General features: G+C 66.2%; 23 protein-coding genes. 15 read left to right on the top strand and 8 right to left on the bottom strand.

Features of this window, described 5'->3' with window-relative positions:
* Positions 1–19 precede the first annotated feature (19 nt).
* The 12 genes from ftsW (at position 20) to recN (ending at position 13,931) form a co-directional block, all read left to right on the top strand.
* Positions 20–1,186: a putative lipid II flippase FtsW gene (gene ftsW, locus Q5701_RS03795; protein WP_306753837.1), complete on the top strand. Its 1,167-nt coding sequence runs from the start codon at positions 20–22 to the stop codon at positions 1,184–1,186.
* Positions 1,183–2,268, top strand: a complete 1,086-nt coding sequence (locus Q5701_RS03790; RefSeq protein ID WP_306753836.1) for a UDP-N-acetylglucosamine--N-acetylmuramyl-(pentapeptide) pyrophosphoryl-undecaprenol N-acetylglucosamine transferase — start codon at positions 1,183–1,185, stop codon at positions 2,266–2,268. Before ftsW ends, Q5701_RS03790 begins: the two co-directional genes overlap by 4 nt.
* Positions 2,265–3,692: a UDP-N-acetylmuramate--L-alanine ligase gene (murC, locus tag Q5701_RS03785; RefSeq protein ID WP_306753835.1), complete on the top strand. Its 1,428-nt coding sequence runs from the start codon at positions 2,265–2,267 to the stop codon at positions 3,690–3,692. Before Q5701_RS03790 ends, murC begins: the two co-directional genes overlap by 4 nt.
* Entirely contained in the window at positions 3,689–3,946 is a 258-nt protein-coding gene (locus tag Q5701_RS03780; RefSeq protein ID WP_306753834.1) for a DUF2484 family protein, read from the top strand. Before murC ends, Q5701_RS03780 begins: the two co-directional genes overlap by 4 nt.
* A 73-nt stretch (positions 3,947–4,019) precedes the next feature.
* On the top strand, positions 4,020–4,961 hold the full coding sequence (murB, locus tag Q5701_RS03775; protein WP_306753833.1) for a UDP-N-acetylmuramate dehydrogenase: 942 nt from the start codon (positions 4,020–4,022) through the stop codon (positions 4,959–4,961).
* Between the two features lie 202 nt (positions 4,962–5,163).
* Positions 5,164–6,054 carry a D-alanine--D-alanine ligase gene (locus Q5701_RS03770; RefSeq protein ID WP_306755334.1) on the top strand — a complete coding sequence of 297 codons (891 nt, stop codon included), beginning with the start codon at positions 5,164–5,166 and terminating at the stop codon, positions 6,052–6,054.
* Positions 6,042–6,989: a cell division protein FtsQ/DivIB gene (locus Q5701_RS03765; protein WP_306753832.1), complete on the top strand. Its 948-nt coding sequence runs from the start codon at positions 6,042–6,044 to the stop codon at positions 6,987–6,989. The genes Q5701_RS03770 and Q5701_RS03765 overlap by 13 nt, the downstream gene beginning before the upstream one ends.
* A gap of 3 nt (positions 6,990–6,992) precedes the next feature.
* Positions 6,993–8,327: a cell division protein FtsA gene (gene ftsA / locus Q5701_RS03760; RefSeq protein WP_234853593.1), complete on the top strand. Its 1,335-nt coding sequence runs from the start codon at positions 6,993–6,995 to the stop codon at positions 8,325–8,327.
* A 221-nt stretch (positions 8,328–8,548) separates the two neighbouring features.
* A complete protein-coding gene (gene ftsZ / locus Q5701_RS03755; RefSeq protein ID WP_306753831.1) occupies positions 8,549–10,135 on the top strand; it encodes a cell division protein FtsZ in 1,587 nt (528 codons plus the stop codon).
* Positions 10,136–10,319: 184 nt separating this feature from the next.
* On the top strand, positions 10,320–11,249 hold the full coding sequence (lpxC, locus tag Q5701_RS03750; RefSeq protein WP_306753829.1) for a UDP-3-O-acyl-N-acetylglucosamine deacetylase: 930 nt from the start codon (positions 10,320–10,322) through the stop codon (positions 11,247–11,249).
* A 156-nt stretch (positions 11,250–11,405) separates the two neighbouring features.
* The gene (locus Q5701_RS03745) at positions 11,406–12,254 is read left to right on the top strand and encodes an outer membrane protein assembly factor BamD (RefSeq protein WP_306753825.1); all 849 of its coding nucleotides are present in this window, start codon (positions 11,406–11,408) and stop codon (positions 12,252–12,254) included.
* 30 nt (positions 12,255–12,284) lie between these two features.
* Positions 12,285–13,931, top strand: a complete 1,647-nt coding sequence (gene recN / locus Q5701_RS03740; protein ID WP_306753824.1) for a DNA repair protein RecN — start codon at positions 12,285–12,287, stop codon at positions 13,929–13,931.
* 10 nt (positions 13,932–13,941) lie between these two features.
* Here recN and Q5701_RS03735 read toward each other — a convergent pair whose 3' ends face one another.
* The 7 genes from Q5701_RS03735 to Q5701_RS03705 form a co-directional block, all read right to left on the bottom strand.
* The gene (locus Q5701_RS03735) at positions 13,942–14,661 is read right to left on the bottom strand and encodes a sulfate/molybdate ABC transporter ATP-binding protein (RefSeq protein WP_306753823.1); all 720 of its coding nucleotides are present in this window, start codon (positions 14,659–14,661) and stop codon (positions 13,942–13,944) included.
* Positions 14,662–14,674: 13 nt separating this feature from the next.
* The gene (gene cysW, locus Q5701_RS03730) at positions 14,675–15,547 is read right to left on the bottom strand and encodes a sulfate ABC transporter permease subunit CysW (RefSeq protein ID WP_306753822.1); all 873 of its coding nucleotides are present in this window, start codon (positions 15,545–15,547) and stop codon (positions 14,675–14,677) included.
* Positions 15,540–16,379, bottom strand: a complete 840-nt coding sequence (gene cysT / locus Q5701_RS03725) for a sulfate ABC transporter permease subunit CysT (RefSeq protein ID WP_306753821.1) — start codon at positions 16,377–16,379, stop codon at positions 15,540–15,542. The genes cysW and cysT overlap by 8 nt, the downstream gene beginning before the upstream one ends.
* Before the next feature lie 5 nt (positions 16,380–16,384).
* The gene (locus tag Q5701_RS03720; RefSeq protein WP_306753820.1) at positions 16,385–17,386 is read right to left on the bottom strand and encodes a sulfate ABC transporter substrate-binding protein; all 1,002 of its coding nucleotides are present in this window, start codon (positions 17,384–17,386) and stop codon (positions 16,385–16,387) included.
* A 41-nt stretch (positions 17,387–17,427) separates the two neighbouring features.
* Positions 17,428–17,646: a hypothetical protein gene (locus Q5701_RS03715; protein ID WP_234853584.1), complete on the bottom strand. Its 219-nt coding sequence runs from the start codon at positions 17,644–17,646 to the stop codon at positions 17,428–17,430.
* Positions 17,647–17,819: 173 nt separating this feature from the next.
* A complete protein-coding gene (locus Q5701_RS03710) occupies positions 17,820–18,950 on the bottom strand; it encodes an aminotransferase class V-fold PLP-dependent enzyme (RefSeq protein WP_306753819.1) in 1,131 nt (376 codons plus the stop codon).
* 77 nt (positions 18,951–19,027) lie between these two features.
* Positions 19,028–19,570 carry a LysE family translocator gene (locus Q5701_RS03705; RefSeq protein ID WP_306755333.1) on the bottom strand — a complete coding sequence of 181 codons (543 nt, stop codon included), beginning with the start codon at positions 19,568–19,570 and terminating at the stop codon, positions 19,028–19,030.
* A gap of 223 nt (positions 19,571–19,793) precedes the next feature.
* On the opposite strand from Q5701_RS03705, the gene Q5701_RS03700 reads away from it, so the two are divergent.
* From Q5701_RS03700 to Q5701_RS03690, 3 genes are read left to right on the top strand one after another with little or no spacing between them, the layout of a single operon-like run.
* The gene (locus Q5701_RS03700; RefSeq protein ID WP_306753818.1) at positions 19,794–20,492 is read left to right on the top strand and encodes a type 1 glutamine amidotransferase; all 699 of its coding nucleotides are present in this window, start codon (positions 19,794–19,796) and stop codon (positions 20,490–20,492) included.
* Entirely contained in the window at positions 20,489–21,847 is a 1,359-nt protein-coding gene (locus Q5701_RS03695) for a glutamine synthetase family protein (RefSeq protein WP_234853580.1), read from the top strand. Before Q5701_RS03700 ends, Q5701_RS03695 begins: the two co-directional genes overlap by 4 nt.
* Positions 21,844–23,151: an NAD(P)/FAD-dependent oxidoreductase gene (locus Q5701_RS03690; protein WP_306753816.1), complete on the top strand. Its 1,308-nt coding sequence runs from the start codon at positions 21,844–21,846 to the stop codon at positions 23,149–23,151. Before Q5701_RS03695 ends, Q5701_RS03690 begins: the two co-directional genes overlap by 4 nt.
* Here the strand turns inward: Q5701_RS03690 and Q5701_RS03685 are convergent.
* Complete coding sequence (locus Q5701_RS03685; RefSeq protein WP_306753815.1) at positions 23,148–23,594, bottom strand: tellurite resistance TerB family protein; 447 nt, start codon at positions 23,592–23,594, stop codon at positions 23,148–23,150. The two genes, Q5701_RS03690 and Q5701_RS03685, sit on opposite strands and share 4 nt — an antisense overlap.
* Between the last annotated feature and the right edge of the window lie 96 nt (positions 23,595–23,690).

Raw genomic sequence — 23,690 nt, 5'->3', positions numbered from 1 at the left:
CAGTGACGGCGGTATTCCCATGACCGAGATGGTCTTTGGCACGACGCCCGTTGGGGCGGGCGACCCGATTCTTCCACGCTGGTGGCGCACGCTGGACAAATGGTCGCTGGCCTGCGTGCTGGGGCTGTTTGCCATCGGCATCCTTCTGGGGCTGGCGGCCTCTGTGCCGCTGGCGGAAAAGAACGATCTGCCGCGCTTCTACTATGTCCAGCGGCAGGGGGTGTTCGGGGCCATGGCCCTGGTCACGATGCTGGTGATCTCGATGATGTCACCGCGCCAGATCCGGCGCATCGGGGTATTGGGCTTTGCGGCGGCCTTCGTGCTGATCATGCTGCTGCCCTTCATCGGCGAGGATCACGGCAAGGGCGCCACGCGCTGGCTGTCCATTGCCGGCGTTTCCATGCAGCCGTCCGAGTTCCTGAAACCCGGTTTTGTGGCCATCTGCGCCTGGTTCATGGCCGCCGCGCAAACGATCGGCGGACCGCCGGGCAGGCTTTATTCCTTTCTGACGGCGATGGCGGTGGTGATCCTGCTGGCCTTGCAGCCCGATTTCGGCCAGGCATCGCTGGTGCTGTTTTCCTGGCTGGTGATGTATTTCATCGCAGGCGCGCCGATGCTGCTGCTGATGTGCGTGGCCGGACTGGCAATAGCCGGGGGCGTCTTCGCCTATGGCGCGTCCGAACACTTTGCCCGCCGCATCAATGGCTTCCTCAACCCCGAGATCGACCCCCGCACTCAGATCGGCTATGCCACCAAGGCCATCCAGGACGGTGGCTTCTTTGGCGTCGGCGTGGGCGAGGGCAGCGTGAAATGGTCGCTGCCCGATGCGCATACCGACTTCATCATCGCGGTGGCCGCCGAGGAATACGGCACCGTCCTAGTCCTGGCAGTGATTGCGCTGTATTGCACCATCGTCGTGCGGTCCTTGCTGCGGTTGCTGCGCGAACGCGACGCCTTTGCGCGCATCGCCGGGTCGGGCCTGGCCTGCGCCTTTGGCGTCCAGGCCTTGATCAACATGGGGGTCGCCGTGCGCCTGCTGCCCGCCAAGGGAATGACGCTGCCCTTTGTCAGCTATGGCGGGTCATCCGTCATCGCATCGGGCATTGCCGCCGGGATGCTGCTGGCCCTGACCCGCACTCGCCCGCAGGGCGAACTGGCCGAAATCCTGCGAAGGGGCCGGGGATGAGCGCACCGCTGGCCCTGATCGCCGCCGGGGGAACGGGCGGCCATATGTTTCCCGCCCAGGCCCTGGCCGAACTGCTGCTGGCCGAGGGCTGGCGCGTCCGCCTGTCCACCGACGACCGGGGCGCGCGCTATGCGGGCGGCTTTCCCGATGGCGTCGAACGCAGCATCGTGCGGTCCGCCACGACCGCGCGCGGCGGGCTGGCAGGCAAGCTGACCGCGCCCCTGAAGATCGCCGCCGGCGTCGTGGCGGCGCGGACGGGCCTGCGGCGCGACCGTCCCGCTGTGGTGATCGGCTTTGGCGGCTATCCCACGATCCCGGCCCTTTCCGCCGCCGTGACCATGGGCCTGCCTCGGATGATCCATGAACAGAACGGCGTCATGGGGCGGGTGAACCGGATGTTCGCAGGCCGCGTGCAGCGCATCGCCTGCGGCACCTGGCCCACCGATCTTCCTGCCAATGTCGAGGGCGTCCATACCGGCAATCCTGTCCGTCAGACCGTGCTGGACCATGCCGCCGCCCCCTATGCCCCGCCGGGCGACGGGGCGCTGCACCTGCTGGTGATCGGCGGCAGCCAGGGCGCGCGGATCCTGTCCGATGTGGTTCCCGCAGCCATTGCCGCCCTGCCGGATGACCTGCGCGCCCGGCTGCGCGTCAGCCACCAGGCCCGGGCCGAGGACGCGGCCCGCGTCATTGCCGCCTATGCCGATGCCGGCATCGCCGCCGAGGTGCAGCCCTTCTTCGCGGATGTGCCAGAACGACTGGCCGCGGCCCATCTGGTCATCAGCCGGTCGGGTGCCTCGTCCCTGGCGGATATCACCGTGATCGGCCGCCCGGCGATCCTGATTCCCTTTGCAGCCGCCGCGGGCGATCACCAGACCGCCAATGCCCAGGCCCTGGCCGAAGTGGGCGCGGCGCTGATCCATCCCGAATCGGTGCTTGACGCGCCGGGCCTGACGCGCGACATCCGCGCGATTTTGAACGATCCCCCGCGCGCCAGCCAGATGGCTGCGGCCGCGCTGTTTCTTGCCCGGCCCGATGCGGCACGGCGCCTGTACGACCTTGTCACGGAGATTGCCCGATGAACGCCGCCACCAAACTGCCGCACGAACTGGGACCGATCCATTTCATCGGCATCGGCGGCATCGGCATGTCGGGCATCGCCGAGGTGCTGCTGACCCTTGGTTACGACGTGCAGGGCAGCGACGCGAAGAAATCCAAGATCACCGACCGGCTGGAAACCCTGGGCGCACGCGTCTTCGAGGGCCAACGGGCCGAGAATATCGGTGCGGCGGGCGTCGTGGTGATTTCCACCGCGATCAAGAAGGGCAACCCCGAGCTTGAGGAAGCGCGCCGCCGTGGCCTGCCGGTCGTCCGCCGGGCCGAGATGCTGGCCGAACTGATGCGACTGAAATCCAACATCGCCATCGCGGGCACGCATGGCAAGACCACCACCACGACCATGGTGGCGACGCTGCTGGACGCGGGCGGGCTGGATCCGACCGTCATCAACGGCGGGGTGATCCATGCCTATGGATCGAATGCGCGGGCCGGGGCAGGCGAGTGGATGGTGGTCGAGGCCGACGAATCCGACGGCAGCTTCAACCGCCTGCCCGCCGACATCGCCATCGTCACCAACATCGACCCCGAGCATATGGAACACTGGGGCAGCTTCGACGCGCTGCGCCAGGGATTTTACAACTTCGCCTCGGGGATCCCGTTCTATGGCCTCGCCGTCTGCTGCACCGACCACCCCGAGGTCCAGGCCCTGGTGGGCAAGCTGACCGACCGCCGTGTCGTGACCTTCGGCTTCAACGCCCAGGCCGACGTGCGGGCCATGAACCTGCACTATGAAAACGGCATTGCGCTGTTCGACATCGCCCTGCAAGGCGAGGGGCCGACGGAAACAGGCGATATCGAGATGATCGAGGGATGCAGCCTGCCCATGCCGGGCGATCACAACGTCTCGAACGCGCTTGCCGCCGTGGCCGTCGCCCGTCACCTGGGCATCAAGAAGGCCGAAATCCGCGAGGCGCTGGCCAAGTTCGGCGGGGTGGGGCGGCGCTTTACCCACGTGGGGGAAATCAACGGCGTCACCATCATCGACGATTACGGCCACCACCCGGTGGAAATCGCCGCCGTCCTCAAGGCCGCGCGCCAGGCCACCAAGGGCCGTGTGATCGCCGTCCACCAGCCGCACCGCTATTCCCGCCTGTCGAACCTGTTCGACGATTTCTGCACCTGCTTCAACGAGGCCGACGTGGTCGCCATCGCCGAGGTCTATGCCGCGGGCGAGGATCCGATCCCCGGCGCCGACCGCGACGACCTGGTGGCGGGCCTGATCGCCCATGGCCACCGCCACGCCCGCGCCATCCTGGACGAAAACGATCTGGAACGGCTGGTGCGCGAACAGGCTCGGCCCGGCGACATGGTGGTCTGCCTGGGGGCGGGCACGATCTCGACCTGGGCCAACAGCCTGCCGGAACGCTTGCAGGGACGGGCCGCATGACGCAGGGCGTGCTGATCACGATTGCGGTGGTGCTGGGCTGGATAGTCCTGGCCGCGATCCAGCGGCGGTTGCAGGCACGCCACCGCAACCGCGCCTTCTGGGCGCTGATCCTGATCGGTATCCCTGTCCTCGGCTGGCTGACCCTGAACGGCGGTCCCATGGCGGGCGTGGCGGGGCTTGCCATCGGCATCGGGGTCCTGCTGCGCGCGCCGCGCCGCCGGGTGTCCAAGCACATGGTGCCGCCGGCTGAGTGACCGGCCCCTGATCGCGCCGCCCCCGGGCATCGCCCGTTGACGGGGTGGGAACCGCTGGCTACGACCCTGTGCCATGACCCTTGATCTTCCCACCCCCCGCGGCACCCTGACCCCCGACCGGCCCCTGGACGCGCTGACCTGGCTGCGCGTTGGCGGCCCCGCCGACTGGCTGTTTCAACCCGCCGACGAAGACGACCTGGCCGATTTCCTGCGCGGTCTGGACCCTGCCGTGCCGGTCTTTCCCATGGGCGTGGGCAGCAACCTGATCGTGCGCGACGGCGGCATCCGGGGCGTGGTGATCCGCCTGGGCCGGGGTTTCAACGCCATCACGGTCGAAGGCGACCGCGTGACCGCAGGCGCGGCCGCACTGGATGCCCATGTGGCGCGGCGGGCGGCGGATTCGGGGCTGGACCTGACCTTCCTGCGCACGATCCCCGGCAGCATCGGCGGCGCCGTGTGCATGAACGCGGGCTGCTATGGCAGCTATGTCGCCGATCACCTGATTTCGGTGCGGGCCGTCACGCGGACCGGCAAGCGAATCGTCCTGACCCGTGACGAGCTTGGATTTTCTTACCGCCATGCCGACCTGCCGCAAGGCTGCGTCGTAACCGAGGCGGTGTTTCACGCGCCACCCGGCGATCCCGACGTCCTGCACGCGATGATGGCCGATCAACTGGCCCGCCGCGACGAAACCCAGCCCACCCGGGACCGCAGCGCCGGTTCGACCTTTCGCAACCCGGCGGGGTTCAGTTCCACAGGTCGGGCGGATGATGTCCACGACCTCAAGGCCTGGTCGCTGATCGATCGGGCGGGGCTGCGCGGCCACAGTTGGGGCGGGGCGCAGATGTCGGAAAAGCATCCGAATTTCCTGCTGAACACCGGCGGCGCGACTGCCGCCGAACTGGAAGCCTTGGGCGAACTGGTCCGCCGCCGCGTGCTGGAACACAGCGGCCACTCCCTGCAATGGGAGGTGATCCGCATCGGCGACCCGTTGCCCGGATCAACCGGGAATTGATTAACGAATTTCCCAACAATCTTTGGCGGATAGCTAAAATTGTCCTTTTGCGATTTCCACGCATCCGCTATCCTCGCCCGATAAGCGCAGGATCGGGGGTCAACCCGGCCGCGCGGGGACAGGAAATCCCGGGACCAACCGGGGCGAAAGGCAAAACGTGGCGGGCAGGTCGAGCAGGACAGCCCATACCGTAGCCGTTCTGATGGGCGGACCCTCGGCTGAACGCGAGGTGTCGTTGTCATCGGGGCGCGAATGCGCGAATGCGCTGCGGGTGGCGGGCTATGACGTGATCGAGGTCGAACTGGGGCCTGACCGCGGCGGCCCCCTGGTCGCGCGGCTGGCGGATCTGCGCTGCGATGTCGTCTTCAATGCCCTGCATGGCCGGTTTGGCGAAGATGGCTGCGTCCAGGGGATCCTGGAAGGGCTTGGCCTGCCTTATACCCATTCGGGCGTGCTGGCATCCGCCCTGGCGATGGACAAGACCCGCGCCAAGGATGCGCTGCGCGTGGCCGGTCTGCCGGTGGTGGACAGCGTCATCGCCGCTGCTGACGAGGTGCGCGCGCGGCACGTCCTGACACCGCCCTATGTGGTCAAGCCGAACGACGAAGGGTCGTCCGTCGGCGTCTATATCGTCCATGACGGCGCCAACCAGCCGCCGCAACTTTCTGATACGATGCCCGCCCATGTGATGGTCGAGACCTATGCGCCCGGGCGGGAACTGACCACGGCGGTCATGGGCGACCGGGCGCTTGGCGTGACCGAGATCGTGACCGAGGGCTGGTATGACTATGCCGCGAAATACACGGTCGACGGGTCGCGCCATGTGATCCCCGCCGACATTCCTGCCGACATCGCGCAGGCCTGCGGGGATTATGCGATCCGCGCGCACCGCGCGCTTGGCTGCCGGGGGCTGTCGCGCACCGATTTCCGCTGGGACGATGCGCGCGGTCTGGACGGGCTGATCATCCTCGAGGTGAACACGCAGCCCGGCATGACGCCGACCTCGCTTGCGCCCGAACAGGCAGCCCATGCCGGGATCGGCTTCCCGGACCTGATGCATTGGATGGTCGAGGACGCGCTGTGCCCGAAGTGATCGACCACCGCCCGAACCGGGCCTTGCTGCAGGCTGACCGCGTCAAGCGCGACCCGGCGCCGTCGCGGCTGCAATACCGTCTGGAACGGATGTGGCTGCGCCCGATCTGGCGCCGTGCCGTCCGGATCGGCGTCCCGGCCTTTCTGGTCGCCATGACCGCAGGCATCTGGCTGTCCGACGAGGACCGCCGGGCGCTGTTGTCCGATGGCGTCCAGCAGATCATGACCAAGGTGCAAAGCCGCGAGGAATTCCAGGTCCGCACTATGACGGTCGAGGGTGCGTCCCCCGTGGTGGACACGGCGTTGCGGGCGATGTTGCCGGTCGATCTGCCCGCCTCCAGCTTTGACATCGACCTGACGGCCCTGCGGTTGCAGGTGATGCAGCTGGACGTGATCGAATCCATCGACCTGCGCATCAAGCCGGGCGGGATCCTGTCCGCCGTGGTCAAGGAACGCGAACCCGCGATCCTGTGGCGTCATGCCCGCGGGATCGAGATCCTGGACAAGACCGGCCACCGCGTCGCGTCGGTCACCTCGCGCGATGTGCGGCCCGAACTGCCCTTGATCGCGGGCGATGGCGCTGACCTGGCCGTGCCCGAGGCCCTGGCCCTGATCGACGCGGCCGGCCCGATCCTGCCCCGCGTGCGCGGGCTGGTCCGCCGGGGCGAGCGCCGCTGGGATCTGGTGCTGGATCACGGGCAGCGGATCATGCTGCCCGCGAAAGGCGCGGTGATCGCGATGGAGGCAGTGATCGCCCTGGACCGCGCCCAGGATATGCTGGGCCGCGACATTGCCGCCGTGGATCTGCGCAATCCGTCGCGCCCGGTGATGCGGTTGGGGATCGACGCGCGCAACACGATTCGCGCCGCACGCGGCCAGCCGGTCCTGGGACCGGACGGCAAGGTTGTTCAGGAAGACGAAAAGAAGGGGGGCTAGGCGATGGCGGAACTGTACCAAACGCAACGGGCAATGCGGAACATCCGCCGGGCGGCCCTGCAACGCGGCGTGATCGGCATCCTGGATATCGGCACGTCCAAGATCGCCTGTCTGGTGCTGCGTTTCGACGGCACGGGCACGTTCCGGGAAACCGACGGCGTGGGGCCAATGGCAGGGCAGGTCAACTTCAAGGTGATCGGTGCCGCCTCGACCCGGTCGCGCGGGATGCGCCGGGGCGAGATCGATGTGATGGCCGAAACCGAACGCGCGATCCGCACCGTGGTCGCCGCCGCGCAAAAGGTCGCGGGCGTGCGCGTCGATCACGTCATCGCCTGCCTGTCGGGCGGCCGCCCCGCATCCTATGGCCTGGCCGGGGAAATCTCTCTGGATGCGGGCCGGGTCCATGATCACGACGTGGCATCGGTCCTGGCCGCCTGCGACGCGCCCGATTTCGGCCGGGGGCGAGAGGTGCTGCACGCCCAGCCGGTCAATTTTGCCGTGGATAACCGCAGCGGGCTTGGCGATCCGCGCGATCACGTCGGCAACCGCCTGGCCTGCGACATGCACGTGCTGACCGTGGATGGGGACGTGATCGGCAACCTGGTCCAGTGCATCCGTCGCTGCGACCTGGAATTGGCGGGGGTGGCCTCGGCCTCCTATGCCTCGGCCAGGGCGTCGCTGGTGGAAGACGAACAGGAACTGGGCGCGGCCTGCATCGATTTTGGCGGCGGCGGCACGGGCGTGTCTATTTTCGTCAAGAAACACATGATCTTCGCAGACAATGTTAAAATGGGTGGCCATCTGGTCACACAGGATATCGCCCAGGGTTTGCGGATCCCGCTGCCTGTTGCGGAACGGCTGAAGACCCTCAACGGCGGGGTCGAGGCGACAGGCCGCGACGACCGCGACATGCTGGAAATCGGCACGGGGACGGGCGAATGGGACGCCGATCGCCGGTCTGTCAGCCGCGCCGACCTGATCGGCATCATGCGCCCCCGGGTCGAGGAAATCCTGGAAGGCGTGCGAGAGGTTCTGGACGCGGCCGGGTTCGACTCGATGCCCAGCCAGCAGATCGTCCTGACCGGCGGGGGCAGCCAGATCCCCGGCCTGGACGGATTGGCCGCGCGCATCCTGGGTCCGAACATCCGTTGCGGCCGTCCCCTGCGCATCGACGGGCTGGCCCATCAGTTCACCGATCCGGGTTTTGCCAGTGCCGTGGGGCTGGCGCTGTTCGCCGCCCATCCCCAGGACGAATGGTGGGATTTCGAAATGCCTGCCAACAGTTACCCGACCCGAAGCCTGCGCCGCGCGTATCGCTGGTTCAGGAACAACTGGTGATCTGGGGTGGAATTTGGGGTGGCGCGGGCGCGGCACCGCGTTCAACCGCATTGGCAAGATACCGCCGAAACGGCCTGCAAACACCACCAGATTTTGGGGTTTGCCCGCGTTTTTACAGTGACGCAGCGGCGGTCCGCCGCTAGGATTGAAGACTGATTACGAGGGATTCGACGGGCGGCAGGTCATGACCCGATCGACATAGCAAAAAAACAGGCGGAACCATGAACCTCAATCTGATGATGAACGACGAAGACGAACTCAAGCCCCGTATCACTGTCTTCGGTGTGGGCGGCGCGGGCGGCAACGCGGTCAACAACATGATCGAGAAGAACCTCGACGGGGTCGAGTTCGTGGTTGCCAATACCGACGCGCAGGCGCTGTCGGCTTCGCGCGCGGCCAACCGCATCCAGATGGGTCCGAAGGTGACCGAGGGTCTGGGCGCCGGCGCCAAGCCCGCCATCGGCGCCAAGGCCGCCGAGGAAACGATCGAGGATATCGTCGATCACCTGATGGGCGCCCATATGTGCTTCATCACCGCCGGCATGGGCGGCGGCACCGGCACCGGCGCGGCCCCGATCATCGCGCAGGCTGCGCGTGAAATGGGTATCCTGACCGTCGGCGTCGTGACCAAGCCCTTCCAGTTCGAAGGCACCAAGCGGATGCGCCAGGCCGACGAGGGGATCGAGGCGCTGCACAAGGTCGTCGACACGCTGCTGATCATCCCCAACCAGAACCTGTTCCGCATCGCCAACGAAAAGACCACCTTTACCGAAGCCTTTGCCCTGGCCGACGACGTTCTGTACCAGGGCGTCAAGGGCGTGACCGACCTGATGGTCAAGCCGGGCCTGATCAACCTCGACTTCGCCGACGTGCGGTCGGTCATGGACGAGATGGGCAAGGCGATGATGGGCACCGGCGAAGCATCGGGCGAGAACCGCGCCCAGGAAGCCGCCGAACGCGCCATCGCCAACCCGCTGCTGGACGAGGTCAGCCTGAACGGCGCCAAGGGCGTGCTGATCAACATCACCGGCGGCTATGACATGACCCTGTTCGAACTGGACGAGGCCGCGAACGTCATCCGCGACAAGGTGGACAGCGACGCCAACATCATCGTCGGCTCGACGCTCGACCCCGACATGGACGGTTCCATCCGCGTGTCGGTCGTGGCGACCGGCATCGACGCCGCCGCCGCCATGGCCGAGGTTCCGGCCCCCCGCCGCACCATGGCCGAACCCCTGACGCAGAACCCGCAGGTTTCGCAAAGGGTCGAGATCGCGCCCCAAGGGCCTCAGGGTGACGACCTGCCGCCGCGCCGCGTTGGCACGCCGCTGGCCGAATCCCGGCCCGTCGCGCCGGCCCCCCGGATCGAGGACGAGATGCCGGCCCCGGCCTATCAGCGCAAGGAAGCCGCGCAGCCGATGGCTCTGAACGTCAAGGAGGACGCAGGCTTTATCGCCCCGCGTGCCCCGCAGGGGGCGTCCCGTGGCCAAGCCTCGCCCGAGACGCTGGAGCGTTTGCGCCGCGCGGTCGAGAACAAGGGCGAACGCCAGCAGCCTCAGCCCGCGCCCCAGGAACCCGTGCGCGCGCAAAGCCGCATGGCGGGTCTGGGCCGGATGCTGGAACGGATGGCGGGCCATTCCGACCAAGCCGCGCCGAAACCTGCCGCCGGTTCGATTTCAGAACGCGTCAATGAACGCGTGGCCGTGCGCGCCCGCCAGCAGGACGCCGATTTCGACGATCTGGCCAGCCCGGATGCATCCGGGGACAATGTTGAAATTCCGGCTTTCCTGCGCCGCCAGGCCAACTGAACCGGTCACCCATCTGACAAGAAAGGGCCGCGTCATGCGGCCTTTTTCTTTTGCCGCGGCAAAGTCCCACGGTGAATGTTTCACCCCGTCACAATTCGTTAATTGAACGCTTGCCCCCTTGGGCCTAGGTCATCCGTTACAGCAAAGGGAAATCCCGTTGCGATACAGATGAAGGCAGGTTGTCATGCAGGCGACGTTGAAAACAGCGGTGATGTTCCAGGGGGTCGGGCTGCATTCCGGCGCCCCCGCCCGGTTGGAGATCCATCCCGCTCCTGCCGGCCACGGCATCGTCTTCCGCCGCACCGACCTGTCGCCTGCCGTGGATATCCCCGCCCGGTGGGATCGCGTCACGCCGTCCAGGCTTTGCACGCTGCTGGATGATGGCAAGGGCACGACCCTGTCCACCGTCGAACACGTGATGGCCGCCCTTGCCGGAACGGGAATCCACAACGCCCGCATCCTGGCCGATGGCCCCGAAGTGCCGATCCTGGACGGATCCGCCGCCCCCTTTGTGCGCGCCATCCTGCGCGCCGGAATCGCGTTGCAGCAGGCCGACCTGCGCGCCATCCGCGTGCTGCGCCCGGTCGAGGTGCGCGAGGGAGAGGCTTTCGCCCGCCTGACCCCCGCCGATCACCTGGAAATCGACTTTGAGATCGACTTTGCCGATGCGGCCATCGGCCATCAGGAAAAGCGCCTGGACATGGCCAATGGCGCATTCCTGCGCGAACTGGCCGACAGCCGCACCTTCTGCCGCCAGGCCGATGTGGACGCGATGCGCAAGAACGGGCTGGCCCTGGGCGGCACCTATCTGAACGCGGTTGTCGTGGACGGCGCCCGCGTGCTGTCGCCCGGCGGTCTGCGCCACCGGGACGAGGCCGTGCGCCACAAGATGCTGGACGCGATGGGCGACCTGGCTCTGGCGGGTGCGCCGCTGCTGGCGCGTTACACCGGGCACCGCGCGGGCCATGCCATGACCAACCGTCTGCTGCGTGCGTTGTTCGCCGATCCGACGGCATGGCAGTGGGAAACCTGTTCGCCTGCATTGGAGGACCGCCTGCCGGGCGCGGGCGTGGCGGCATACGACCTTGCCCCCACGGCTTGGGCCGCTGCGTGACCGCGCGGCCTTCCGCCACGTCAAGCGGTGGTGGAAAACGCGCGTGAAATTCAACGGATTGCCATTTTGCGCCCCCTGATGTTCTGTGCTAGAGGGTCCGGGCAGCGCGGTCCGGCATGGGACGGCTGCAAGGAAGAAGTCACAGGCAGGGTGAAGATGGCGCGCTCGAAATTCTCGGCTTCCGTGATGGCGGCGGTTCTGGCGGGTCTGGTTCTGACGGGCTGCGGGCGCGGCGGAACCGATTCCGACAAGCGGAACCTGGACCGCTTCACCGCCGAGGAAATCTACAAGCGCGGCGAATTCGAGCTGGAAAACAGCCGCAAGCCCGAAGACGCGGTGTTCTATTTCGCCGAGGTCGAGCGGCTGTATCCCTATTCCGAATGGGCCAAGCGCGCGCTGATCATGCAAGCCTATTCCAATCACCGCGCCCAGAACTACGAAGAAGCGCGCGGCGCTGCCCAACGCTTCATCGACACCTATCCGGGTGACGAGGATGCGGCCTATGCGCAATATCTGCTGGCCTTGTCCTATTACGACCAAATCGACGAGGTCGGGCGCGACCAGGGCCTGACCTTCCAAGCGCTGCAATCGCTGCGCAGCGTGATCGAACAGTATCCCGACAGCGAATATGCCCGCAGTGCGATCCTGAAGTTCGACCTCGCCTTTGATCACCTGGCCGGCAAGGAAATGGAGATCGGGCGCTATTACCTCAAGCGTGGGCATTATGCCGCCGCCATCAACCGTTTTCGCGTCGTGGTCGAGGAATTCCAGACCACCACCCAGACACCCGAGGCGCTGCTGCGCCTGGTCGAGGCTTATCTGGCCCTGGGCCTGACGGACGAGGCGCAGACGGCCGGTGCGATCCTGGGCTATAACTTCCAGTCGTCGCCCTTCTATGGGGATGCCTACGGCCAGTTGCGCGGGCGCGGATTGGCGCCCGAGGTTCGGGGCGACAACTGGCTGACGAATGTGTATCGCCAGATGATTCAGGGACGGTGGCTGTGACCCCCACCCGCGTGGGATAGGGACCGGCCGATGCTGCGTTCGCTGGACATCCGCAATATGCTGCTGATCGACCGGCTGGAGCTTGGCTTTGGTCCCGGCCTGAACGTGCTGACCGGGGAAACCGGGGCGGGCAAGTCGATCCTGCTGGATTGCATGGGCTTCGTGCTGGGCTGGCGCGGCCGCGCCGATCTGGTCCGCCAGGGTGCCGCCCAGGGCGAGGTGACGGCGGTGTTCGACCTGCCCGTCAACCATCCTGCCCGCGATATCCTTGCCGATGCCGGGATCGAATTGGAAGACGACGATCTGATCCTGCGCCGCGTGAACGGCGCGGACGGGCGCAAGACCGGATTTGTGAACGACCGCCGCGTTTCAGGCGAGGTGTTGCGGCAACTGTCCGACGTGCTGGTCGAACGCCACGGCCAGCATGACGACCGGGGGCTGCTGAACCCGCGCGGCCATCGCGCGCTGCTGGATGCGTTCGGCGCTGTCCCGCTTGGTCCCGTGCGCGATGCCTGGGCGGCCCGCCGCACTGCCCGCCGTGCCCTGGACGAAGCCGAGGCCCGCCTGACCGCCGCGCGGGCCGAGGAGGATTTCCTGCGCCATGCGGTCGCCGAACTGGACGACCTGTCCCCCCAAGCGGGCGAGGAAGCGACCCTGGACACCCGCCGCCGCGCCATGCAGGGCGCCATCCGCATCCGGGAGGATGTGGCCCGCGCCTTGAAGATGCTGGGCGGCGACGGGGCCGAAGGCGCAATGGTCGATGCCGCCCGCTGGCTGGAGGGGGCCGCCGACCGGGCCGAGGGGCGGTTGGACAAACCGCTGGCCGCGCTGTCCCGCGCCCTTGTCGAACTGGGCGAGGCGCATCGCGGGGTCGAGGATGCGCTGTCAGCCCTGGACGTGGATCCCGGCCAGCTTGAGGCGGCCGAAGAACGTCTGTTCGCCCTGCGCGCGCTTGCCCGCAAGCACAATGTCCTGGCCGATGACTTGGCCGGACTGGCGGATGAATTGCGCGACCGCTTGGGCCAGATCGACGCGGGCGAGGCGCAGATTGCCGCGCTGCAACGGCAGGTGGCCGATGCCGACGCCGCCTATGACGCCGCAGCCGATGCCGTGACGCGCACGCGCACGGACATGGCCGTTGCCCTGGACCGCGCCGTGACGGCCGAACTGGTGCCGTTGAAGATGGAACGCGCGGTCTTCCAGACGCTTGTCACGCGGGGCGAGCCCGGACCCGATGGGCGCGACGACGTGGCCTTCACAGTGGCCACCAATCCCGGTGCGCCTGCGGGCGCCCTGGACAAGATCGCGTCGGGCGGGGAACTGTCGCGATTCCTGTTGGCGCTGAAGGTGTGCCTGGCGCGCGGCAACGACGCGCTTGTGCTGATCTTCGACGAGATCGACCGGGGCGTGGGCGGGGCCACGGCGGATGCCGTGGGGCGGCGGCTGAAACGCCTGGCCGACGACGCGCAGGTTCTGGTGGTGACGCATTCGCCGCAGGTCGCGGCCTTGGGCGCCACCCATTTCCAGGTGTCGAAATCGGTCCAGGACGACATGACCACGTCCACCGTCACGGCCCTTGGTCCTGACGACCGCGTGGCGGAAATCGCGCGGATGCTGTCGGGCGATCGCATCACCGACGCGGCGACGCAGGCCGCGAAGGCGCTGTTGCAAGGCTGACGCCTGCCGGTCAGGCCGTGATGAAGTCGCGCACGAATTCGGTCGCGGGCTTGGCACGGATGTCCTGCGGCTTGCCGATCTGTTCGATCCGGCCCATCGACATCACCACCACCAGGTCGGCCAGCTCCATCGCCTCGTCCTGGTCATGGGTCACGAAGACCGTGGTCAGGCCGGTTTCGTCATGGATGTCGCGCAGGCCCTGGCGCAATTCGCGCCGCACCTTGGCGTCCAGTGCGCCGAACGGTTCGTCCAGCAGCAGCATTCGCGGCTCGATTGCAAGGGCGCGGGCCAAGGCCACGCGCTGGCGCTGGCCGCCCGACAGTTGCGTGGGATAGCGGGTGGCGATGTCGGGCAACTGGATCAGGTCCAGCAGCTTGGTGACGCGGCGGGTGATTTCCGCCTTGGTGGGACGCTGGCTGCGGGGTCGGGCGCGAAGGCCATAGGCGATGTTGTCGAACACCGTCATGTGCCGGAACAGCGCATAGCTTTGGAACACGAAGCCCGCGCGGCGGTCCTGGACCGTCATGCCGGTCGCGTCCTGGCCGTTGAACAGCACCCGTCCCGAGGTCGGGAATTCCAGCCCCCCGAGGATCCGCAGCAGCGTGGTCTTGCCTGACCCCGATGGACCCAGAAGCGCGACAAGGGCGCCCGATGGGATGTTCAGGGACACGGGACGCAGCGCGGTCGTGGCGCCGAAGGTCTTGGCGATTTCGTCGATGTCGATATGCATGATCGGTTTCCCTTCAATGGCGACGAATGGCGGCAAGCTGGTCGGCGTGGCGCAGTTCCAGCAGGGTTTTCAGAAGCAGGGTGACAAGGGCAAGCGCGGTGAGCAGCGCGGCCATGCTGAACGCCGCGACGGACAGGTATTCGTTGTACAGCATCTCAATGGTGATCGGCATGGTCGCGGTCTGGCCGCGGATCTTGCCCGACACCACCGCGACCGCGCCGAATTCGCCCATGGCGCGGGCCGTGCACAGCAGCGTGCCATACAGCAGTGCCCAGCGGATGTTGGGCAGGGTCACCGTGCGGAAGGTCCGCCAGCCGGATGCGCCAAGCGTCAGGGCGGCTTCCTCCTCGGCCCGGCCTTGCTCGATCATCACCGGGATCAGTTCGCGCGCGACAAAGGGAAAGGTCACAAAGACGGTCGCCAGGACGATGCCGGGAATGGCAAAGACGATGGGCCAGCCATGGGCGATCAGCCAGCCGCCGACGACCGAATTGGCGCCGAACAGCAGCACGATGCACAAGCCCGCGACCACCGGGCTGACCGAGAAGGGCAGGTCGATCAGCGTGATCAGGAAGGCCTTGCCGCGAAAGTCGAACTTGGTGATCAGCCAGGCCGCCGCGATGCCAAAGGCGGCGTTCAGCGGCACGGCGATGGCGGTGATCAGCAGCGTCAACTGGATCGCCGACCGGGCATCCCGGTTGCCCAGCGATTCCACGGCCGCCAGCCAGCCGTCCTTCAGGGCCTCGGCAAAGACGACGGCCAGGGGGGCGAACACCAGAACGGCCAGGCCCGCGACCGCGATCCCGATCAGGGCTGCGCGCAAAAGGGGCGCTTCCTGGGTGGCTGCGCGAAAGGCGCGCGCGGGGTGAAGGGTGGCGTCAGACATGGCCCATTTTCCTTCGGCTGATGATCTGGATCAGGTTGATCGCCAGAAGCATGGCGAAGGAAATCACCAGCATGGCGATGCCGATGGCGGCTGCGGCGTCATAGTTGAATTCCTCCAACTGGATCACGATCAGCAGGGGCGCGATTTCCGTGCGCAGGGGAATGTTGCCCGCGATGAAGATCACCGACCCGTATTCGCCCACCGCGCGGGCCAGGGACAAGGCAAAGCCCGTCAGCGCGGCGGGCGTCAGCATGGGCAGGATCACATGGCGCAGCGTGTAAAGGCGCCTGGCGCCAAGGGTGGCCGAGGCTTCCTCGACCTCTCGGTCGATTTCCTCGATCACGGGCTGGACGGTACGGGTGACGAAGGGCAGGCCCACGAACACCAGGGCGATGAAGATGCCCGCCTGGGTATAGGCGATCTTCAGCCCCATTTGCTGGAACAGTTCGCCAAAGGCGCCATTGGGCGCATAAAGCGCGGTCAGCGCGATACCCGCCACGGCAGTGGGCAGGGCAAAGGGCAGGTCAACGGCGGCGTCCAGGATGCGCTTGCCGGGAAAGCTGTAGCGGACCAGAACCCAGGCCAGAAGCACGCCGAAGACCAGGTTGAACGCCGCCGCCAGCAGCGACAGCTTGAACGAGAGGAACAGCGCCGCCTGGACGCGTTCGCGGGCCATAACCTCCAGCACGTTGGAAAGGCCGAAACTGGCGCCCTTCAACAGAAGGGCGCCGATGGGCAGCAGGACGACGATGGACAGCATCGTCAGGGTGATGCCGGCCGACAGGCCAAGGCCGGGCATCGCAGTTCGGTGGACCAGGGGGCGCGCAGTCATGGCCGTCACTTCGTCGTATAAATCTGGTCGAAGATGCCGCCGTCACCGAAATGTTCGGGCTGAACCTTCTTCCAGCCGCCGAAATCCTCGATGCTGACCAGATCCAGCTTGGGAAAGCGGGCCACGTCCTCGGGGGCGGCGGCGCTGTCGTCCCAGGCGCGGTAGAAATGCTTGAAGGCCAGCGCCTGACCCTGGGGCGAATACAGGAAATCCAGATAGGCGGCCGCCAGTTCGCGCTGCGCATCGTTGGCGATGTTGCCTTCGACAATGGCGACCGGAGGTTCGGCCAGCACGGACACCGAGGGCACGACGATGTCGAACTGATCCTCGCCGATTTCCTCAAGCGCCAGATAGGCCTCGTTTTCCCAGGCCAGCAGCACGTCGCCAATGCCGCGTTGGGCGAAGGTCGTGGTCGATCCGCGCGCGCCGGTATCCAGCACCGGGACATGGGTGAACAACTGGCCCACAAAGTCCTGCGGGTTCTGGCCGTTCTTTTCCGCCCAGGCCCAGGCCGCTAGGTAATTCCACCGCGCCCCGCCCGAGGTCTTGGGGTTGGGCGTGATCACCTCGACCCCGTCCTTGACCAGATCCCCCCAGTCGGCGATTCCCTTGGGATTGCCTTCGCGGACCAGGAACACGATGGTCGAGGTATAGGGGCTGGAATTGTGGGGCAGCTTCGACGGCCAGTCGGCGGGCAGCTTGCCTGCCTCGGCGATCTTGTCGATGTCGGAGGCCAGGGCCAGCGTCACCACCTGGGCGTTCAGCCCGTCGATGACCGAACGGGCCTGCGCGCCCGACCCGCCATGGCTTGTTTCGATTGTGGGCGCCTCGTGGCCGTCGGCAGCCCATTTTTCGGCAAATGCCGCGTTCACGTCGCGATACAGTTCGCGGGTGGGATCATAGCTGACGTTCAGCAGCGTCTCGGCCTGGGCCGGGGCTGCGATCGCCAGGGCCAGCAGGATGGCGGGCAGCGTTGCGCCGATGCGGCTGGTGTTGGATTTCGACATGGACCGTCTCCTGAAAAGAACTGCGTCGGCGGGGCCGATGGTTAACGGGTGGTATGCGTGGAAAGCGATTCGATCCGGGCTTCCCACAAGGCAGGGTCGCGGCCTTCCAGCAGCGATGCGGCTGCCGCTTGGGGTTCCCGGCTCAGCGCCAGAAGGGGCGCCCCGTTCACGCGATGGACCTGGCCGGTGCGGCGGTCGATCAGCCGGACGGAATAAAGCGGGCGTGCCTTGGCATCGATGTTCTGGCCCTGGATCGTCATCTCGATCGCTCCTTTGACTCGTCGGTCGCTTATTCCACAAATAACGACAGGGAAAGTCGTGTTTAGCAAGAGCATATATTTGCTGAAATGAGGGGGCAGAGGAGAAGATCATTCCCCGGGCAAACCAAAAGGCCCGCCACCAGGGCGGGCCTTTGCCAGAAACCAGGGAATGTTTAGGCGGGGATCACCTTGTCCATTGCCGCCCGCAGCCGGGCCAGGGTGCCGTCCACGTCCTTCAACTTGTCCAGCCCGAACAGGCCGAGACGGAAGGTTGAGAAGCTGTCGCCCTCGTTCACGGCTAGGGGAACCCCTGCCGCGATCTGCATCCCCTCGGCGGCGAATTTCCGGCCGTTCTTGATATCGGGATCGTCGGTATAGCTGACCACCACCCCCGGCGCGGCGAATCCCTGTGCCGCGACCGACCGGACCCCGCGTTCGGCCAGCATCGCCCGCACCGCATTGCCCAGCCGCCATTGCGCATCGCGGGCGGCATCGAATCCCATCGCGCGCGTTTCCTCCATCGCGTCGCGCAGGCCCAGCAGCGCATCGGTCGGCATGGTCGCGTGATAGGCGTGGCCGCCGTCCTCGTACGCCGCCATGATCGCGCGCCATTTCTTCAGGTCCAGGGCAAAGCTGTTGCTGTCGGTCTGTGCCAGCCGTTGGGCTGCCCGTTCCGACAGCATCACCAGACCTGCGGCAGGGGATGCCGACCAGCCCTTCTGGGGGGCCGAGACCAGCACATCGACGCCCGTCGCCCCCATGTCCACCCAGACCGCGCCCGAGGCGATGCAGTCCAGCACCATCAGCGCGCCCACGTCATGCGCGGCCTCTGACAGGGCACGGATGTAATCGTCGGGCAGGATCAGTCCGGCCGATGTTTCCACATGGGGCGCAAAGACCGCATCGGGCCGTGCTTCATGGATTTTCGCCACCACTTCGTCGATCGGAGGGGGCGCATAGGCGGGCTGGGGTTCGTTCCCGACGGGCCGGGCCATTGCCACGGTCGTGTCGCGCGCAAAGCCGCCCATGTCGAAGATCTGGGTCCACCGATAGCTGAACCAGCCGTTGCGGACGATCAGCGCATGCCCCGTGCCGAACTGGCGGGCCACCGATTCCATCGCAAAGGTGCCGCCGCCCGGCACGATGGCAACCTGATGGGCGCCGTAAACCTGGCGCAGGGTCGCCGACAGGTCGCGCATCACCCCCTGGAACCGCTGGGACATATGGTTCAGCGACCGGTCGGTGAACACGACCGAGAATTCGTCCAAGCCCTCGGGGTCGATGTCGGGGTGAAGATGGGGCATCGCGTCCTCCTGTCAAACCGGAACCAGCCTAGCGCCCTGCGGCGGCCCGCGCCAGACAGCCAAAGGCCGCAGGCGGATCAGCCGGGGATCAGCGCGTTCAGCCCTGCCGCGATCATCGCCCCCGCCGTGATGCCCCGCAAAAGGCGCGTCGTCCCGAATGTCCTGCCGCGCATGGCAGTTGAAAAAAGGATTGCCAGGGATGAATACCAGATCAGGCTTTGCAAGATTATCAGCCCGAATATCCGCGCATAAAGATGGTCGGGCGCCGTCGCGGGCAATGCGGTCAGAAACGTGCCAAGCCAGAAGGCGATGGCAAAGGGGTTGGCAAGCGCCGTCACAAGCCCGACAAGGAACGGCCGTTCCCCGACCTTGGCCCTGCCCGGAACCGCAGGCACAAGCAGCATCCGCAAGCCGATCCAGATCAGATACAACGCGGCAACCACCCGAAGTCCCAGGAAAAGCTGGTTGTTCCACGCAATCACCGTGCCCGCCCCGAACAGCGCGATGCCGAACCACAGGCCCGTTGCCGTCACGACGCCCGCAGCCGCGGACAACCCGTCCCGGCGCGATCCGGTGCTGGCCGCGCAGCATATTGCAAAGGTGCTGGGACCGGGCGTCATTGCCACGGCAAGATGCAATCCCGAAACCACAAATATACTCGATAAAAAGTCCATTTTAAAAATCCTGTCGGACCTGAATATATTAAATCAAACATGGAAAATTAATATTATTATTTATTGATCCTTATTCGGGGCTTGCCGGGAAACCGCGAAAAACGCCCCCTTGCGGCCCCCCCGTCCGGGCGACTACCTTCATGGCCGACAGCAACACCGCAGGTTCTTCATGCGTATCGGCATTCTTCAATGCGGCCAGGCGCCCGCCGAATTGAAGCAGGACATGGGCGACTATCCCGATATGTTCGTCCGGCTTCTGGACGGGCGCGGCTTTGATTTCCGCACTTTTCACGTCGAGGCGATGGAGTTCCCCGCATCTGTCCACGACGCCGATGGCTGGCTGCTGACCGGATCGCGCCATGGCGCATACGAGGATCACCCCTTCATCCGCCCGCTGGAACGCTTTATCCGCGACGCCTATGACGCGGCCGTCCCGCTGGTCGGCATCTGCTTTGGCCACCAGATCATCGCCCAGGCTCTGGGCGGCACGGTGGTCAAGCATCCGGGCGGCTGGGCCGTTGGCACGCATGATTACGATCTGGGCGGGGAAACCGTGCGGCTGAATGCCTGGCACCAGGATCAGGTGGTGGTGCTGCCCAAGGACGCACAGGTGGCGGGCCGCAACGAGTTTTGCGAGAACGCGGCCCTGATCTATGGCGACCGGGCCTATACCGTGCAGGCCCACCCGGAATTTACCGACGACTTCATCCGCGGGCTGATGGACAAGCGCGGCAAGGGCAGGGTTCCGCAGGAACTGATGGACCGTGCCATCGACCGCATGGGAGAGGCCGGGGGATCAAGCGCGGTGGCCGACCGGATCGAGGCGTTCTTCAAGCAGCCCCGCCCTATCGCCAAAGGTGCCGCATGAGCGATTGGATCGATGGCTTGCCCCAGGCCGCCCGCGATTTCGTGGCCGGCCGCCGCCTGGACGAGGTTGAATGCATCCTGGCCGACATCGCTGGCGTGGCGCGCGGCAAGGCCATGCCCGCGTCGAAATTCGCGCGCCAGGACAAGTTCTATCTGCCGAACTCGATCTTCCTGCAGACGATCACGGGGGAATGGGCCGACAACCCGGCGGGCGCGTTCACCGAACCCGACATGATCCTGACCCCGGATTTCAGCACCGCGACCGCCGCCCCCTGGACGGCCGACTGGACGCTGCAGGTCATCCACGACGCTTATGACCAGCAAGGCAACCCGGTGCCGATCGCGCCGCGCAATGTGCTGAAGCGGATCGTCGGTCTTTACGCCGAACGGGGCTGGAAGCCTGTCGTCGCGCCCGAGATGGAATTCTTCCTGGTCGCCCGCAACATCGACCCCAACCAGCCGATCATCCCGCCCATGGGCCGGACCGGCAGGCGGGCGGCGGCCAAGCAGGCCTATTCCATGTCCGCGGTCGATGAATACGGCAAGGTCATCGACGACATCTATGATTTCGCCGAAGCCCAGGGGTTCGAGATCGACGGCATCCTTCAGGAAGGCGGCGCGGGCCAGGTGGAAATCAACCTGAACCACGGCGATCCCGTCGCCCTTGCCGACGAGATCTTCTATTTCAAGCGCCTGATCCGCGAAGCCGCGCTGCGCCATGATTGTTTTGCCACCTTCATGGCCAAGCCCATCGAGGGCGAGCCGGGCAGCGCCATGCACCTGCATCATTCGATCATCGACGTGGCGACGGGCCGGAACATCTTTTCGGATGAAAGGGGGGCGGAAACCCCGCAGTTCCTGCATTTCATCGCCGGGATGCAGAAACACCTGCCCGCCGCAGTGGCGCTGCTGGCGCCTTATGTGAACAGCTATCGCCGCTATGTCCCGGACTTTGCCGCGCCCATCAACCTGGAATGGGGCCGCGACAACCGCACCACCGGCCTGCGCGTGCCGATTTCGTCACCCGAGGCGCGGCGCGTCGAAAACCGGCTGGCAGGGATGGATTGCAACCCGTACCTGGGCATCGCAGCCAGCTTGGCCTGCGGTTACCTGGGCCTGGTGGAGGGGGAAAACCCCCGCGGGGAATGCCTGGGCGACGCCTATATGTCGTCGCAGGACGAACTGCCCTATAACCTGGGCGATGCGCTGGACATCATGTCCGACAGCGCGCCCATGCGCGGCGTCCTGGGCGAGGATTTCACGGCAGTTTACGAATCAGTCAAGCGCAACGAATACAAGGAATTCCTGCAGGTCATCAGCCCCTGGGAACGCGAACACCTTTTGCTGAACGTATGAAGCTGCTTTACGCCAACGACCGGCGCGGGGAATATCCGCCCAGCCTTTATGCCGAAACCTGCACGGCCCTGGACCGTTTCCCGCCGCTGAAGGGGGAAACGCGGGCGGACGTGGCTGTGGTTGGCGCGGGCTATACCGGCTTGTCCGCCGCCCTGCATCTGGCGCGGGCGGGTCGGGACGTGGTGCTGGTGGATGCGCATCGCGTCGGATTTGGGGCATCCGGGCGCAATGGCGGGCAGATCGGATCGGGCCAGCGCCAAGAAGTCGATTGGCTGGAAAGCCGCTTTGGCCGAGACACCGCCCGGCGGCTGTGGGCCTTGGCCGAGGATGCCAAGACGCTTGTCCGGTCCCTAGCGGCCGAGTCCAATGTGTCGATTCGCGACGGCGTGGCCCATGCCTGCCGCAGCCTGTCCGAGGTTGCTCACAGCGCCCATATGGCCGCGCATCTTGCGGCGCATTACAATTACGACCGCGTGCAGCCCCTGGACCGCGAAGGCATGGCCGCGCATCTGGGCAGCACGGCCTATGCCGGTGGTGACGTGGATTGGGGTGCTGGACACGTGCATCCGCTGAACCTGGCGCTGGGCATGGCGGGTCAGGCCGCGGCGGCGGGCGTGCGCATCCACGAGGGCAGCCATGTCCATCGGATCGAACATGGGACGGCAACGACCAAAAGCCGCGTGCTGTGCGACACGGGCAGGATCGTCTGCGATCACGTCATCCTTGCGGGCAACGGCTATCAGGGCCGCCTGGATGCGCGGGTCGCGGCGCGGGTCATGCCGATCAACAATTATGTCGTCGCGACCGAACCCCTGGGCAGGGACTTCCCCGAGATTCTGCCCCGGCGCACGGCCGCCGCCGATACCAAGTTCGTGGTCAATTACTGGCGGCTGGACGACGAGCGCCGCCTGATCTTCGGCGGGGGCGAGACTGTCCGCTATCGCTTTCCCAGCGACATTGCCGCCCTGGTGCGCCCGCATCTGCTGTCGGTCTATCCGCAACTGGCCCATCTTCGCATCACCCATGCCTGGGGCGGCACCTTGGCGATCACCATGAACCGGATGCCGCATTTCGCCCGGCCCGCTGCGAACTGCCTGTCGGCGGGCGGCTATTCCGGGCATGGGGTGGCGCTTGCAACCTTGGCGGGCAAGCTGATGGCCGATGCGGTGGCGGGGCAGGGTGACGGTTTCGACGCGATGGCGGCGATCCCGACCCGGCCCTTTCCGGGCGGCTCCATGCTGCGCAGCCCCCTGCTGGTGGCCGGCATGGCCTGGTACGGGCTGCGCGACAGGCTGGGGTTCTAGCGCCCGCCCGCGACCCGTTGGCGCTGGACGGCGGAATCGCGGTCTGTCACGCCCAAAAGGCTGGCAACCAGGCGTATCGCCGTTTCCTCATTGGCCGAGCGGTGATTGTCGGCAAGCGAGACTTCCCACAGGGCGCCGATGATGGCGGCCCGATCCTCGATCGAAACACGCTCCTTGATCAGGCGCGTGAAGCGCACGGTGTCGGGGGCTTCGGCCTCGATCATCTCGGCCACGGCCCGGCGTTCGGCGGCATCCACCGGACCAAGGCCATGGATCCGGGCCAGGACTTCGTCGATGCGCCGCTTTTCGGCCGTATTGTAATGATCGTCCGAACGCGCCACGCGTACCAGCAGGGCGGCCACCGCAACCTCGGCGTCTTCCGCAACCAGGGGCCGCGGATCGGGGTCTTCCGTGAACAGGCGGTTCAACAGATTGCGAAACATTCCCCACCTTACGATGCCATGGACAACATTCAAGGATTAAGGACGCAACTATTCTTTTGTTGTACCGCACGTTGACCAAAGGGCAAGAGGATCGGC

The sequence above is a fragment of the Paracoccus actinidiae genome (assembly GCF_030863885.1).
GTDB lineage: Bacteria > Pseudomonadota > Alphaproteobacteria > Rhodobacterales > Rhodobacteraceae > Paracoccus > Paracoccus everestensis.
This window is presented reverse-complemented; position numbering and strand designations above follow the sequence as displayed.

Excerpts from the sequence above, each read along its gene's own strand:
- cysT (WP_306753821.1), bottom strand. The coding sequence starts at position 16,379 with ATGACTGCGCGCCCCCTGGTCCACCGAACTGCGATGCCCGGCCTTGGC.
- Q5701_RS03685 (WP_306753815.1), bottom strand. The coding sequence starts at position 23,594 with ATGTTTCGCAATCTGTTGAACCGCCTGTTCACGGAAGACCCCGATCCG.
- ftsZ (WP_306753831.1), top strand. The coding sequence starts at position 8,549 with ATGAACCTCAATCTGATGATGAACGACGAAGACGAACTCAAGCCCCGT.
- cysW (WP_306753822.1), bottom strand. The coding sequence starts at position 15,547 with ATGTCTGACGCCACCCTTCACCCCGCGCGCGCCTTTCGCGCAGCCACC.
- Q5701_RS03715 (WP_234853584.1), bottom strand. The coding sequence starts at position 17,646 with ATGACGATCCAGGGCCAGAACATCGATGCCAAGGCACGCCCGCTTTAT.
- recN (WP_306753824.1), top strand. The coding sequence starts at position 12,285 with ATGCTGCGTTCGCTGGACATCCGCAATATGCTGCTGATCGACCGGCTG.
- ftsA (WP_234853593.1), top strand. The coding sequence starts at position 6,993 with ATGGCGGAACTGTACCAAACGCAACGGGCAATGCGGAACATCCGCCGG.
- Q5701_RS03710 (WP_306753819.1), bottom strand. The coding sequence starts at position 18,950 with ATGCCCCATCTTCACCCCGACATCGACCCCGAGGGCTTGGACGAATTC.
- murC (WP_306753835.1), top strand. The coding sequence starts at position 2,265 with ATGAACGCCGCCACCAAACTGCCGCACGAACTGGGACCGATCCATTTC.
- Q5701_RS03690 (WP_306753816.1), top strand. The coding sequence starts at position 21,844 with ATGAAGCTGCTTTACGCCAACGACCGGCGCGGGGAATATCCGCCCAGC.
- Q5701_RS03770 (WP_306755334.1), top strand. The coding sequence starts at position 5,164 with ATGGGCGGACCCTCGGCTGAACGCGAGGTGTCGTTGTCATCGGGGCGC.
- ftsW (WP_306753837.1), top strand. The coding sequence starts at position 20 with ATGACCGAGATGGTCTTTGGCACGACGCCCGTTGGGGCGGGCGACCCG.
- Q5701_RS03780 (WP_306753834.1), top strand. The coding sequence starts at position 3,689 with ATGACGCAGGGCGTGCTGATCACGATTGCGGTGGTGCTGGGCTGGATA.
- murB (WP_306753833.1), top strand. The coding sequence starts at position 4,020 with ATGACCCTTGATCTTCCCACCCCCCGCGGCACCCTGACCCCCGACCGG.
- Q5701_RS03705 (WP_306755333.1), bottom strand. The coding sequence starts at position 19,570 with ATGACGCCCGGTCCCAGCACCTTTGCAATATGCTGCGCGGCCAGCACC.
- Q5701_RS03720 (WP_306753820.1), bottom strand. The coding sequence starts at position 17,386 with ATGTCGAAATCCAACACCAGCCGCATCGGCGCAACGCTGCCCGCCATC.
- Q5701_RS03700 (WP_306753818.1), top strand. The coding sequence starts at position 19,794 with ATGCGTATCGGCATTCTTCAATGCGGCCAGGCGCCCGCCGAATTGAAG.
- lpxC (WP_306753829.1), top strand. The coding sequence starts at position 10,320 with ATGCAGGCGACGTTGAAAACAGCGGTGATGTTCCAGGGGGTCGGGCTG.
- Q5701_RS03735 (WP_306753823.1), bottom strand. The coding sequence starts at position 14,661 with ATGCATATCGACATCGACGAAATCGCCAAGACCTTCGGCGCCACGACC.
- Q5701_RS03745 (WP_306753825.1), top strand. The coding sequence starts at position 11,406 with ATGGCGCGCTCGAAATTCTCGGCTTCCGTGATGGCGGCGGTTCTGGCG.
- Q5701_RS03695 (WP_234853580.1), top strand. The coding sequence starts at position 20,489 with ATGAGCGATTGGATCGATGGCTTGCCCCAGGCCGCCCGCGATTTCGTG.
- Q5701_RS03790 (WP_306753836.1), top strand. The coding sequence starts at position 1,183 with ATGAGCGCACCGCTGGCCCTGATCGCCGCCGGGGGAACGGGCGGCCAT.